At 64.6% G+C, this 13,440-nt stretch carries 12 protein-coding genes and 1 tRNA gene; 3 read left to right on the top strand and 10 right to left on the bottom strand.

Annotated elements, in window-relative coordinates; translation table 11 throughout:
• Nucleotides 1-2: 2 nt before the first annotated feature.
• Entirely contained in the window at nt 3-254 is a 252-nt protein-coding gene (purS, locus tag H578_RS0102390; protein WP_022872111.1) for a phosphoribosylformylglycinamidine synthase subunit PurS, read from the bottom strand.
• A gap of 187 nt (nt 255-441) precedes the next feature.
• Between purS and H578_RS12715 the strand changes: the two genes are divergently transcribed.
• The gene (locus H578_RS12715; protein WP_022872110.1) at nt 442-1,167 is read left to right on the top strand and encodes an NADPH-dependent F420 reductase; all 726 of its coding nucleotides are present in this window, start codon (nt 442-444) and stop codon (nt 1,165-1,167) included.
• A 226-nt stretch (nt 1,168-1,393) separates the two neighbouring features.
• Here H578_RS12715 and H578_RS0102380 read toward each other — a convergent pair whose 3' ends face one another.
• The 8 genes from H578_RS0102380 to H578_RS12695 form a co-directional block, all read right to left on the bottom strand.
• Nucleotides 1,394-2,677 (bottom strand): aspartate kinase, encoded by a 1,284-nt coding sequence (locus H578_RS0102380; protein WP_022872109.1) that lies wholly within the window; start codon nt 2,675-2,677, stop codon nt 1,394-1,396.
• A 10-nt stretch (nt 2,678-2,687) separates the two neighbouring features.
• On the bottom strand, nt 2,688-3,476 hold the full coding sequence (ehuA, locus tag H578_RS0102375) for an ectoine/hydroxyectoine ABC transporter ATP-binding protein EhuA (RefSeq protein ID WP_281163342.1): 789 nt from the start codon (nt 3,474-3,476) through the stop codon (nt 2,688-2,690).
• Nucleotides 3,460-4,140, bottom strand: coding sequence for an ectoine/hydroxyectoine ABC transporter permease subunit EhuD (gene ehuD / locus H578_RS0102370; protein WP_033420181.1), 681 nt, complete (start codon nt 4,138-4,140; stop codon nt 3,460-3,462). The genes ehuA and ehuD overlap by 17 nt, the downstream gene beginning before the upstream one ends.
• 50 nt (nt 4,141-4,190) lie before the next feature.
• Nucleotides 4,191-5,051, bottom strand: a complete 861-nt coding sequence (locus tag H578_RS12710) for an amino acid ABC transporter permease (RefSeq protein WP_022872106.1) — start codon at nt 5,049-5,051, stop codon at nt 4,191-4,193.
• 104 nt (nt 5,052-5,155) lie between these two features.
• The gene (locus H578_RS12705) at nt 5,156-6,118 is read right to left on the bottom strand and encodes a transporter substrate-binding domain-containing protein (protein WP_022872105.1); all 963 of its coding nucleotides are present in this window, start codon (nt 6,116-6,118) and stop codon (nt 5,156-5,158) included.
• A 292-nt stretch (nt 6,119-6,410) separates the two neighbouring features.
• The gene (recR, locus tag H578_RS0102355) at nt 6,411-7,004 is read right to left on the bottom strand and encodes a recombination mediator RecR (protein WP_028463860.1); all 594 of its coding nucleotides are present in this window, start codon (nt 7,002-7,004) and stop codon (nt 6,411-6,413) included.
• A 77-nt stretch (nt 7,005-7,081) separates the two neighbouring features.
• On the bottom strand, nt 7,082-9,520 hold the full coding sequence (locus tag H578_RS12700; RefSeq protein ID WP_033420143.1) for a DNA polymerase III subunit gamma and tau: 2,439 nt from the start codon (nt 9,518-9,520) through the stop codon (nt 7,082-7,084).
• A gap of 4 nt (nt 9,521-9,524) precedes the next feature.
• Nucleotides 9,525-10,538, bottom strand: coding sequence for an acyltransferase family protein (locus H578_RS12695; protein ID WP_169558489.1), 1,014 nt, complete (start codon nt 10,536-10,538; stop codon nt 9,525-9,527).
• Nucleotides 10,539-10,689: 151 nt separating this feature from the next.
• Here H578_RS12695 and H578_RS0102340 point away from each other — a divergent pair.
• Nucleotides 10,690-10,778 (top strand) — tRNA-Ser (locus tag H578_RS0102340).
• A 100-nt stretch (nt 10,779-10,878) separates the two neighbouring features.
• Nucleotides 10,879-12,666, top strand: a complete 1,788-nt coding sequence (locus H578_RS0102335) for an FAD/NAD(P)-binding protein (RefSeq protein WP_156837181.1) — start codon at nt 10,879-10,881, stop codon at nt 12,664-12,666.
• On the opposite strand, the gene H578_RS0102330 is transcribed toward H578_RS0102335, so the two are convergent.
• On the bottom strand, nt 12,629-13,405 hold the full coding sequence (locus H578_RS0102330; protein ID WP_022872102.1) for an enoyl-CoA hydratase-related protein: 777 nt from the start codon (nt 13,403-13,405) through the stop codon (nt 12,629-12,631). The two genes, H578_RS0102335 and H578_RS0102330, sit on opposite strands and share 38 nt — an antisense overlap.
• Nucleotides 13,406-13,440: the final 35 nt, after the last annotated feature.

Genomic DNA, 13,440 nt, shown 5'->3' with positions numbered 1-13,440 from the left:
TCTCAGTCTTCCTCCACACGGACGGCGACGACGTCCTCGATCACCGGGTTGGAGAGCATCTCTGCCGCGGCGCGTTTGGCGTCGTCGAGCACGGCCTCGGTCACCTCGCCCTCCACGGTCAGCTCAAAACGCTTCCCCTGGCGCACACCGGAAAATCCAGTGAAGCCTAGGTGGGGCAGTGCATTGGCGATGGCTTTGCCCTGCGGGTCGAGGATCTCCGGCTTGGGCATGACCTCGACGACGATCGTCGGCATCGGTGCTCCTGTACATGGTGCTGAGTGGACCATCAGAGTCTACCGGGCACCCGGTGTCCCGCGCGGCGATGGGACGATCCGCCCAGCAGTGAACCACCCAGGGAACAGATGACGACGTCGTAGCGTTGCGTCCCACGGATTCTTCAGTTGTGAAACACCGACCGTTGTGATGAGGGGAGCCCCGCCCATGGCCACTACAGACGCGCCCCAGCCAGAGGCCACCGCCCAGCCAGAGAGCGCAGCTTCGGCGTCCTCGGTGCGTCCCTTGACCGTGGGGATTCTGGGGGCCGGCCGGGTGGGCACGGCCGTGGGGCGCCAGGCGGTGCGTGCCGGGCATACGGTGAAGATCGCCACGGGCCGTCCGGCCGAGGACATCAAGTTGCTCACCGAGGTCATCGTTCCCGGGGCTGAGGCCGTCAACAAAGAGGATCTGCAGGGAGCAGACCTCATCATCACCGCGGTCCCGCTGCATAAGTACCGCAGCATCGATACCAGCGTGCTCCAGGGCCACATTGTGGTGGACACGATGAACTACTGGGCGCCGGTGGATGGACTGATGGAAGAGTTTGAAGGTGATCGGTCCACCTCCGAAGTCATCGCAGAGTTCTTCGGGGACGTGAAGCTGGTCAAGACCCTCAATCACATCGGCTATGGGGACCTGGAGGTTGACTCCCACCCGCCCGGTGACCCGAACCGCCGGGCACTGGCCGTCGCCTCAGACCACGACGACGCCAAGGCGCTGGTCATGCAGTTCATCGACTCACTGGGCTACGACCCGGTGGATGCTGGACCGCTGAGCGCTGGCCGCGCGTTTGAGAACGGCACGGAGATCTTCAACGGTCGGCACACCGCTGAGCAGATGCGTCAGCTGTTGCAGGAGCACCCCGTGAAGGAGACCGCCTCCTCACGGTGAGGTCTGCTGTGCTGCGGCCCAGAGGTTCCCCGGCCCAGAGGGCGGGTGTCCGGCCAGTGTGCAGGAAGCAGAAGAAATCCGAAGATGCCCTGAAATCTCACTGAGACTTCCGGTAAAATAAGGCCTTGTATCTCGCACCTGAAACCGAGGGCGGCAGGAATCTCATCCCGGGAACCTGCCGCCCTCGGCCGTTGCGTGTGCTGTGAGCAGACGGGGGGAGTCGTCTCTACCGGCCGGTGCCGGCGTAGACCTTGGCCTCTTCGTCTGAGTCCAGGCCGAAAGCGGTGTGGATGGCCTGAACGGCCTTGTCGAGTAGCTCGATGTCGGTGATGACCGAGACCCGAATCTCTGAGGTGGAGATCAGCTCGATGTTGATCCCCGCTTCGCTCAGGGCGCTGAAGAAACGAGCCGAGACCCCAGGGTGGTTGCGCATCCCACCGCCGATCAGCGAGACCTTCCCCACTTGGGGGACAAAGTCGAGGTTTTCGAAACCGATCTCATCCTTGCGTTCCAACAGGATGCGCTGGGCCTTGTCCCCGTCGGCCCGCGGCAGGGTGAAGGAGATATTGGTCTTCTTCGTCTCTGTGGAGATGTCCTGGACGATCATGTCGATGTTGATCCCCGCCTCAGCAATGGGGTTGAACACCGCTGCTGCCTTGCCGGGGGCATCCGGGACTCCGGTGATGGTCAGCTTGCCTTCGGAGGCGTCATGTGCGACGCCGGAGATGATGGGCTGTTCCAAGGGATCGCCTTCCTGGAGGGTGACAGTGTCGGTCTCGTCGGGAATGACCCAGGTGCCTTCGTGTTCGCTGAAGCTGGAGCGAACGTGCAGTTTCACGCCAAAGCGGCGGGCGTACTCCACACTGCGCAGATGCAGCACCTTAGAGCCGGCTGCGGCCATCTCCAGCATGTCTTCACTGGAGATCACGTCAATCTTTTGTGCTGATTTCACCACGCGTGGGTCGGCGGTGAAGACGCCGTCGACGTCGGTGTAGATTTCGCAGACATCGGCGTTCAGCGCTGCAGCCAGGGCCACGGCGGTGGTGTCCGAGCCGCCACGGCCCATGGTGGTGATGTCTTTGGATTCGCGGCTCATCCCTTGGAATCCGGCGACAATACCCACGTGGCCGGCGTCGACGGCTTCCTGGACGCGCATCGGAGAGACTTCGATGATCCGGGCCTTGCCGTGAATGGCATCGGTGATCATCCCAGCCTGGGAGCCGGTGAAGGACTGCGCGGTTTCGCCGAGTTCATGGATGGCCATGGCCAGCAACGCCATGGACATGCGTTCCCCCGAGGAGAGCAGGATGTCCATCTCCCGCAGCGGCGGGTTGGAGGAGATGTCCCCGGCGAGATCGAGCAGATCGTCGGTGGTGTCACCCATTGCGGAGACCACGACGACGACTTGGTTGCCCGCGCGTTTAGTGTCCACGATGCGCTTGGCCACCCGTTTGATGGATTCCGCGTCCTGGACAGAGGAGCCACCGTATTTCTGAACAATCAAGCTCATAGCGTTCATCCTACTGATCGCCCAGGACCGCAGAGAGGAAACGCTGGGTGCGTTCATGTTCTGGACTGGTGAAGATCTTGTCGGGATGTCCTTCCTCAACGACCCGGCCGCCGTCGAACATCATGACCTTGTGACTGACGTCGCGGGCGAAGGCCATCTCGTGGGTGACGATGAGCATGGTCACGTTGGTGGTGTCGGCGACCTGGCGCAGAATGTTGAGCACATCGCCGACCACCTCGGGGTCCAGTGCGGAGGTGACCTCGTCCAGCAGGAGGATCTCCGGGTCCATGGCCAGGGCGCGTGCAATGGCGACCCGCTGCTGCTGGCCCCCGGAGAGACTGGTGGGGTGGGCGTTGGCCTTGTCCGGCAGCCCGACCTGCTCCAGGAGGGAATGCGCCTTGGTGATGGCGTCCTTCTTCGACTGGCCTAAGACGTGGACGGGGGCTTCGATGATGTTTTCCAGCACCGTCATATTCGGGAAGAGATTGAACTGCTGGAAGACCATGCCGATGCGGGTGCGCAGCTTCTTCTGCTGTTTCTTCGAGACCGGGACGCGTTTGCCGTCTCGGTTTTCGTGGGTCAGCGGCTGGCCGTCAATGTAGATGTAGCCGCCGGTGAGCTCCTCCAGAGTCATCACCAGGCGCAGGATGGTGGTCTTCCCGGATCCGGAGGGCCCGATGAGGGTGACCCTCTCGCCCCGGGCGACCGAGAAGTTGAGGTCTTTGAGGACCACGTTGTCGCCGAAGCGTTTTTCGACGTCGACGAACTCGATCACCGGGGTGTCAGTGGGCGTAGGCAAGACGCTTCTCCAATCGGTTGACCAGAAGGGCAGTGGGGTAGCTGGCGGCCAGGAAGATCAGCCCGGCGATGACGTAGACCTCGGTGTAACGGAACGCCGGAGCGCCGATCTCCCCGGCCACGGTGACCATCTCCGCGACCATGATGACCAGCAGGAAGGGGGTGTCCTTGAACATCGAGATCGCGTAGTTCCCCAGGGAGGGCACGGTCGAGCGCAGCGCCTGCGGAATGATGACTTTGCGCCACGTGCGGGCCGCGGACATCGACAGGGCAGTGGTGGCCTCCCACTGCCCCTTGGGAACCGACTCGATGCCGGCCCGGTAGACCTCGGACATGTAGGTGGCGTAGTGGACGCCGAAGACGATGATGCCCACGGTGAGGTTATCGATGACGCCGAGGAAGGCCCAGAAGACAAAGATCAGCTGGACCACGATGGGGGTCATGCGGATGAAGTTCGCCAGCCACTTGACGATCCAGGCCAGCGGTGCTGGCAGCACGCGAATGAGGATGGCGATGACCAGGCCCAGCACCGCAGCGATGAGAGTGCCCAGGACGGTAACCACCAGGGTGACCTCGATGAAGGCCATGAGCATCTCGGGCAGGGCATTGAACGCGAACTCCCAGTCCCAGAAGGGGCTCTGCCGAACCTCCTCCTCGTCGACCATGGTGGGGTCGTCGACCTCGTCGGCGGCACGGATGATTCCGGATGTGAAGATCATGCGAAACCTCCCGGGTGGGCGCCTGCGCCGGAGGCGGGCTGCTTGGGACCGCCACCGGGACCGGTCAGGGTCTTCGGATCGGGACCAGCCGCGTCAGGGGGAGCGGCTTTGGGTGCCGGAGAGAGAACCTCCCGTAGGGAGGGCCCCCGGCCGAGCTTGTGCTTGGCCCGGGCTTCCAGTGCCTGCATGAACAGGGTGAGGATCAGGGCCAGGAGGAAGTAGATCACCAGCCCGATGAAGGCGTGGGAGAACCAGATGTCTGTGGGGCGGCGCAGCTGGTTCAGCGCGGCGGTGAAGTCGCTGACATGCGGGATGATGTAGGCGATGGCGCTGCCTTTGAGCAGGTGCACCCACAGGTTGGTCAGCGAGGGCAGCATCAGAGCCCAGGCTTGAGGGAAGATGACCCGACGCATCTTATGCACCCAGGACATCGACAGGGCCGTGGTGGCCTCCCACTGCCCAGAGGGCACTGTGGTCAGTGAGGCCCGGACCGCTTCAGCGCCGTACGCCCCGTAGTTGATTCCCAGGGCGAGTACCCCCAGCAGAAAGGTGTTGTACACCAGATCCCGCAGCGGCAGGTCCGGGTTGCGCATCCACAGTTGAGGCAGCACATACATCAGCAGGAAGAGCAGCACCACTAGGGAGATTCCCCGGAAGAACTCAATGAGAATACGCGCCGGGGCCCGTAGCCAGAGGCTGGGGCTGCCTGCCATCAAGCCCAGAGCCACGGCGATGACAAAGGCCAGTGCGCCGCCGTAGATGGTCAGCTGGATCGTGGTCCACAGGCCCTCGAGCAGGCGGTCCGACCAGTTGACCACCACCTCGAAGTATCCAGGCCAGTCCTCGAAGAAATCCATGACGCCCCTGTCGGTGAGTCAGTGCGAGAGTTCAGTGATGGTCACAGACCTTGCGGCCAGCCCCCGTGAGGGGACCGGCCGCAGGGATCAGTGCGTGGGGAGGATCAGTCCTCGAGGTATTCCTCGGCGAGCTCCTCCGGGTCCTCTTCACAGAGTTCCTGGGCGGTCAGACCGCTCGGAGGCATCTCATCCTCGGTGAAGCCGAACTCGGAGACCAGGTCCAGGTACTCACCGGAGTCCTGGAGCTCGGCGAGGTGCTCGTTGAACTCCTCGACCAGGTCTTCGTCATCGAGACGGAAGGCGTGGGCACCGACCGAGAGCTCGTGTTCGAAGGATTCGGTGACTTCCAGGCCTTCGATCTCTCCGGCCATGGCTTCCAAGGACACCGCGGTCAGCGCGAAGACATCGGCGGCGCCGCCGTCGACGAAGTCGATGCCGTCCTGGGCGTTGTCCACCGTGTCGTGCTCGATGCCGAGCTCATCCATCCAGCCGGACTCCACGGCGCCGGAGAGCGCAATGATGTCCAGGTCGGCGCCGTCGAGGTCCTCAAAGGTCTGCACACCAGCGGGGTTGCCCTCTTCGACGAGGAATGCGGTGGTGTAGACCAGCTCGGGCTCACCGAAGGCGGCCTCCGCGCAGCGCTCCTCGTTGATGGACATCCCGGCGGAGACCACGTCCCAGTGGCCGGCACCCAGACCGGGGATCAGGTTGCCCCATTCGGGTTCTTCAACGATGTCGATGTCGTAGCCCATGCGCTCGCCGAAGATTTCCTCCGCCACAGCGATCGTGGCGCCGGTGGGTTCACCGGTCTCCTCGTCGATCCAGGAGTAGGGCTCCTCACCGAAGAGGGCGATTGTCAGTTCGTCACCAGCAGCGTCGGCATCGGCGTCGTCGTCATCATCGTCTGTGTCGTCGTCAGCACCGTTGTCATCGGTGACGTCAGCACCGTTGTCGTCGTCGGCTCCGTTGTCGTCATCCTCATCACCGTTGCCGCAGGCCGTCAGGGCCAGAACAGCGGCGGCGCTCAGCGCGCCGAAGCGCAGCCAGGGATTCTTCGGGTCCGTCACAGTGGTACCTCAGTTCCGTCAGTGGTTACTTCATCGTGCGAGCAGCGCGGCGGCAAGAACGCAGCCGCGAGCGTGCAGCCACGCTAGCGCGAAAGAATTCTTTCCCCAACTGAGAATCTTCCTCAGAGGTGCCAGAAGAGCGCTCTGTAACATTCCTGAAAAACGGAGAAGAATAGTGTTACTGGCGGGTCACTGCCAGGATGAGCGCGATGGGTGCGGTGTCTCGCCTGTGTGTTGAATCTCGTGAGATATTGCAGATCACATTTCGATTACTGTTTGACTGCAGGGGGTCTCAGACCGTCCGGCGGCCCTCGAAGGCTCGGCCCAGGGTGACGTCGTCGGCATATTCCAGATCCCCACCGACGGGCAGTCCGGATGCCAATCGCGTGAGCTTGATCCCGATGGAACCGAGCATCCGCACGAGATAGGTGGCGGTAGCCTCACCTTCCAGATTGGGGTCGGTGGCGATGATGACTTCCTGGACCCTCTCATCAGAGAGCCGGTTGAGTAATTCCCGAATGCGGAGCTGATCGGGCCCGACGCCGGCGATGGGGTTAATCGCTCCACCGAGGACGTGGTACTTGCCGCGGAAACTGCGGGTGCGTTCGATGGCCATGACGTCCTTGGACTCCTCCACCACGCAGATCGCTGAATCATCCCGGCGCTCATCTCGGCAGATGCTGCACAGGTTCTGCTCGGAGACGTTGAAGCAGATCTCGCAGAACTGGACCTTCTCCTTGACGGTACGGATGGCCTCAGCCAACCGGCGCATGTCTTCAGTGTCTGCCTCCAGGATGTGGAAAGCCACACGCTGGGCTGATTTCGGCCCGATACCGGGCAGTCGGCCGAGCTCGTCAATGAGGTCCTGGACAGCGCCCTCGTACACGGTCAGCAGCGCACCTTTCGGCAGGGGGAGAACAACGGGGTCAGTCTATGCCGCGGGCAGGAGCTACCCGCTGTCCGCTACGGGGTGTCGTCGTCGAGGCTGCGCTCTTCGATGAGCGTGCCATCGAGGATCCGTTCGATGGCACGGCGGCCAAAGAGCCCCGAATGGGCGATCTCGACGTCGTCGGCGTGTGCTTCGTCTTCGGCTGCCGGGGCCGGTGCTTCTGCCCAGTCTGGTGGGGGAACGGTTTCTTCGGATTCGATCGGGGGTGGTTCGGCCGGTGACTGGTGCCGAGCCGAGAGCCGCTGCCGGATCGCTGCGGCGGCAGGGCTGTGCTCTGAAGGCGCGGGGCGCTGGGCACCTGGTGCGGTGGCTGCAGGGGCGCCCGTGGCAGGGCTGTTGCCAGCACGGCGGGCAAAGATCGGTACCACCGGCTTATGGTCCTCGTCCGCTCGGGGTGAGGCTTCGGCAGGTGCTGCCCCCGGGGTATCAGGTGCCGGTTCCGGGGGTGAGAGTTCCTCCGGTGGGGGCTCTCCAGGGGGATTCGCTGGGCCCGAGGCTTCCTGCGTACTGGTTTCTGAGGGCGAGGTCTCCGGGGTGGACGTCTCTGGGATTGAGGTCCCTGGGATTGAGGTTTCTGGGGCGGAGACCGGAGGAGTTGAAGTCTCCGGGTCAGAGGAGGCCGGGTCCTCCCGGCCCTCAGCTTTTGGGGGCTGCTCACCACCTGGGGCGGACCCGGGTCCAGCAGCCGGTTCGATCCTGACCTGCATCCCGAGGACGTCCTGGACCGCCGCGGCGAGGGCTTCATCGCCACCCCGGTTGGCGAAGGAATTCTGGGGGCCTTCGTGGGCGAAGGAGATCCGCAAGACTTTTCCGTCGAAGCCAGCGACGCGCACATTGTCTTTCACCAGCATCCACAGCAGACGGGAGCGGGGCTTCAGTGCCTCGATAATGTCCGGCCAGGCCTGCTGCATCATCTGCACTGAGTCGCCACCACCGGAGTCGCCACCGTCACCGGGTGCCGGGGTCTGGACTGCCGGGGCAGACTCCTGCGGTGCCTGCGGCTGAGGAGCCTGAGTCTGCGGTCCTTCAGTTTGTGGAGGTTCAGCCTGCGGAGGCTCAGCCGCAGGGGAGACAGACTGAGACGAGACCGGCTGAGGCGAGGCAGGCGGGGAAGTTTCAGGCTGGGCAGGTTGAGGCTGGGCGGGTTGAGACGGAGCAGATTCAGGCTCGCTCCGGGTCACTCCTGGGGTGGCCCAGCCGTCGTCGGACGCCGTGGTGGCCTGCTGCTGTGGTGCAGGATCCGGCTGCGGGGAGGGGGGCTCCTGGCGGGGGGTGACTCCGGCGCCGGTGGTGAAGTCCATACGCCGCTCGAGCCGTTCCAGCCGGGCCGCCAGACTGTTGTGCCCCTGCTCGGCGTGTGGCAGGAGCAGCCGGGCCATCAGCAGCTCCAGATGGAGCCGGGGGGAGGTGGCACCGGCCATTTCTGTCAGTGCGGTGGCCGTGGTGTCGGCTGCTCGGGAGAGTTCCGCGTGACCGAGCTTCTCCGCCTGTGCCGTCATGGTGCGGATCTGGCTCTCCGGGACACCGCGTAGGATCGCCTGCGGATTCTCCGGGGCGGATTTGACGATGATGAGGTCGCGTAGTCGTTCCAACAGGTCCTCGACGAACCGGCGAGGGTCCTGGCCGGACTGGACCACCCGGTCCACGGCACCGAAAGCGGCTTCTCCGTTGAGGGTGGTGACCGCCTCGACCACCTCATCCAGGAGGGAGGCGTGGGTGAAGCCCAGTAGGGCCACGGCACGGTCATAGTCGATGCCGCTCTCCCCGGAACCGGCGATGAGCTGATCGAGCACCGAGAGGGTGTCACGCACAGATCCGCCACCGGCCCGCAGGACAAGCTGCAGCACCCCCGGGGCGGCGTGGACACCTTCTGCGGTGCATAGGCGCTCCAGGTACTCCAGCAGCGGCTCCGGCGGCACCAGCCGGAAGGGGTAGTGATGGGTCCTGGAGCGGATGGTGCCGATGACCTTATCCGGCTCCGTGGTGGCAAAGATGAATTTGATGTGCTCAGGCGGTTCTTCGACGATCTTCAGCAGAGCGTTGAACCCCGCCTGGGTGACCATATGGGCCTCGTCAATGATGAAGATCTTGTATCGGTCCCGTACCGGCGCGAAAGTGGCTCGTTCGCGCAGGTCGCGGGCGTCGTCGACACCCCCGTGGCTGGCGGCGTCGATCTCAATGACGTCCAGGGACCCTGGTCCGCCCGTGGCCAGATCGCGGCAGGATTCGCATTCTCCGCAAGGGGTACCGGTAGGCCCGGCGGCGCAGTTGAGGCAACGGGCCAGAATGCGTGCCGAGGTGGTCTTCCCACAGCCGCGCGGACCGGAGAACAGGTAGGCGTGAGAGACAGCATCCTTGCTCAGCGCGGTGACCAGGGGCGAGGTGACGTGGTCCTGCCCGATCACATCGGCGAAAGTGTCGGGCCGGTAGCGGCGGTACAGCGCGGTAGTCACGGCACTAGACCTTACCGCTCTTGTCCAGTAGCCGGGCATGTACCTGCTGACTGCGTGGAACGGTGTACAACCACCGAGTCCATGGCCGGGCCGCTACCCCTGCTAAGGAGACTCCCAGGCCCACGAGCGTGCAGGCGATGGTGTGGGTCACCGGGTCGGCTTCCAGCCACATCATCAGCCGGTGGGTGAGCACGGCAGCGGGGAAGTGGACGATGTAGACCACAATCGAACTGCGGCCCACCCACGCGAGGAAACGCAGCACCGGGCCGTCTGGTGTGCGGGATGCCAGCCAGATCGCCACGGCGATACCGATCACTGAGCCCGGCACCGCATAGAGCGTGCCGGTGCGCAGCGTGCGATCATCCACCCCCAGGTGCGCGATGACTGCTGCGGCCACCCCGAGGACGAGCACGACGACGGCGGGGGTGCGGATCCATGCGGGAACGAGCCTGACAAAGGCGGCACCTAAGAAGAAGAACGCTCCGTTGTAGAGCGTCCGGTTGATGATGGTCAGGTTGATCTCGGCGAACTGCCGGGTCAACAGCATCGCGATAAACAGTGCCGCGGCCCCGGCGATGAGCCACCATTTGTAGCGCACCAGCGGTTTGAGACTCAGGCCGATGAGGTAGCAGATGGTCAGGGCGGTGAGGAACCACAGGTAGTCACCGCCACTGCGCCAAAAGGCGGGGTGGTCGATTCCTCCGCGGTAGATGAATCCGCCGAACAGGGCAATCCACACCAGCAGTGGCCACACCACGGCGGCGAATTTCCCCCACAGGTACAGGGTGGTCGGTTTGGAGAGCGAACGCGGCAGCAGCATCCCGGAGAGGAACATCAGCAGCGGCATGCGGAAAGGCTCGAGATACCGGTTGACTCCAGCCCACTCTTCGACGCCGTTGCCGTTGAGGTAGGGAATATCCGCCCCGTGGAGAATGACTACCAGCAGCACGGCGATCCCGCGCAGCATATCCATCCAGTGCATGCGCTGACTCGCCTGGGCAGCCGGTGTGGAAGTCATAGTCAGTACTGGGTGTGCTCTCGTAGAGGAATCGTCAGGTGATGCGGCGGTGTTCAGACTAACTGACGCGCGCTTTGATCTGCCCCTGCGGCAGACGGTAAGCTGTCCGAGCCGCTTAAGCGCCGGATCACGGCACATGAGCGGAACCCCAGGAGGCGTGCCGGAGCGGCCGAACGGACTTCACTGCTAATGAAGGATCCGCTTAACCGTGGATCGAGGGTTCAAATCCCTCCGCCTCCGCCCGCTGAACCCCCGTCTGACGAGGACTTTCCTCTCAGGCGGGGGTTCTTTCGTGACAGTGCTGCACCTGTGGCGGCAGCAGGCCAGTAGTCTGCTCTCCATGAGTTCAGACGAGTCCGGGAGCGCAGGCGAGCCCGGCTACCAGGTGGCGGTGATCGGTGCCGGTCCACGCGGGACGTCATTATTGGAACGGCTGCTTGCCCACTGTGAGCAGCACCCAGCAGCGGCCGAAGATCTCAGCGTGCTGGTGTGTGAACCGGCCGAACCCGGATGCGGTGCGGTGTGGGAACCGGGCCAATCCCCGCTGTACCTGATGAACACCCCCGCCGAATTCCCCACAGCGGCGCCGACTGGAGACACCACCGGTGAGTTGCCGGCGTCGTCGTGTGCGATGAGCTTCTTGCAGTGGTCTCAGCGCACCGGCGGCCACTGGCAACCCGGGGACTACCCCACCCGAGCCGACTACGGCCGGTACCTGAGCGCGTTGTTCACCGAGGTCTGTTCTGGGCTGCGGGCACTGGGTGTGCGGGTTGACCTGCGCCGCAGTCACGTCACGGCACTGACCCCGGTGGCACAGGGATGGAGACTGCAGACCGAGGACGGCCAGGCCCACTGCCGCACCGCGGTGCTCTGCCTGGGCCACATCCCCGCCCGCCTCGATGCCGCCCGGGCTGACCTGGCCGCCCATGCCGAGCAGCACGGTCTGCACTACAGCCCACCGGCGATTCCCACCCGCGCCGGATTCGAGGACCTGCCCGCTGGGGAGCCGGTACTGGTCCGAGGGATGGGGTTGAACTTCTTCGACCTGATGATCGCCACCACGGCCGGCCGCGGTGGTGTCTTCCACACCGTGGAGGATGCCCCAGCCGGTCACCGTCTGCGTTATGCGCCTTCCGGTGCCGAACCGCACCTCATCGCCGGGGCGAGGCGCGGTGTTCCGTACCGGGGAAAATCCGTGCTGCCTGGATTCGTGCCGGCCGGCATCACCCTCCGGCACACCACCGACGCCATTCTGCAGAACCTGACAGGCTCCGGGGTGCTCGACGACGCCGCTGTGCTCTGGGACATGCTCACTGCTGAGGTCACCGAGCACTATCAGCGCTACGGCGGCACCGGTGAGTTCACCATCCGTAACTACGCTCACCCCTTTCTGGGGCATCAGTTCACCACCGGGGAGGACTACCAACAGGCGGCCGCCGAGTATCTGGTCGCCGACGCCGCGGCCTGTTGGGCAGGTCAGGCCAGTGCGGAGAAGATGGCCGTCGGTGCGCTGCACGCTGCCCGGTTGCAGATCAAAGCCTGGATCAGCGAAGGGCGGATCAGCGATGAGGTGCGCGTCCATGACGTTGAAGGCACCTTGGAGCCGCTGGTGGAAGGGCTCGCCTCCGGGCCACCAGTGCAGCGGATCGAAGAACTCGCCGCGCTGGCCCGTGCCGGGGTGGTCACGTTCCTGGGTCCGGCGGCACAGTTCAGCGTCGACGACGCCGCCGGGGTCTTCACCGCACGTTCACCTCAGGTACAGAACGCCGTCTACCGAGCACGGCACCTGGTGGAGGCGATGATGCCGCCGAACCGTGTCACTTTGGCTGAGCAGCCACTGGTGCGTGGCCTGCTCGATGCAGGAGAAGTCACCCCGGCGGTGCTCGCCGGTGAGGAGCACAAGGGCTTCGCGGTGACCACGCGCCCCCACCGGCCGTTGAACGCGGCGGGCGCACCCACTGAGGGTCTGCTGGTGTTGGGACTGCAACTGAGCTCGGCTCAGTGGGGCACAGCGATCGCGGCAGAGGCCTCCGGCAGTGCGCGGACCACGGCCAGCACGCTGGCCGATGCCCATGCGGCGGCCGGTTACGTCATCGGTGCCGGAACTCGGCGCGGCGCTTCTGGGTAAAGGCAGCCATGCCTTCGGCTTGATCCTCGGTGTCGAAGAGCGTCTCGAATAGGCGCCGTTCATAGTGCAGCCCCTGCTCCAGCGGGGTGTTGAAGGCCGCCAAGACCGCCTCTTTGCCCAGGCGGACCGCCTGCCCCGGGTGATGGGCGATCTGCTCAGCGACGTCGGTGGCGGTGGTGACGACGTCGTCGTCGGCCACCACCCGGGACACCAGCCCCATGGTTTCAGCCTCCGCGGCAGTGATCCGCCGGCCGGTGAGGACCATATCCATCGCTGTGGCTTTCCCTACGGTGCGGGCCAGGCGCTGGGTGCCGCCGATCCCCGGGATGATGCCCAGAGTGATCTCCGGCTGACCGAACTGCGCGGATTCCCCGGCGATGATGACATCGGCGATCATCGCCAGCTCGCAGCCCCCGCCGAGGGCGTAACCCCGTACAGCCGCGACGATGGGAATGCGCAGCTGTGCCAGCTGATCCCACCCGGAGAAAATATCGGCTTGCCGCACACTGGTGCTGCTGTGTGCGGCCATCTCCGTGATGTCCGCCCCCGCGGCAAAAGCTTTCGCCGACCCGGTCAGCAGCACCGCCCCGACGTCTTCGTCCGTCTCAGCTGCGCGGGCTGCGGACAACACCTCCTCCATCAGCTGCCGATTCAGGGCGTTGAGCGCCTCCGGTCGGTTCAGTTCGATCGTGGTCACCCGGTGAGTTGTCCTGGTGGTGATGGTGGAGTACTCGCTCATAAATAACAGCCTAGAGCCGGCGTCGTCGGCTGTGA

Source organism: Nesterenkonia alba DSM 19423 (assembly GCF_000421745.1).
Classification (GTDB): domain Bacteria; phylum Actinomycetota; class Actinomycetes; order Actinomycetales; family Micrococcaceae; genus Nesterenkonia; species Nesterenkonia alba.
The sequence above is the reverse complement of the archived record's forward strand: the minus strand, read 5'-3'. Positions and strand labels throughout refer to the sequence as shown.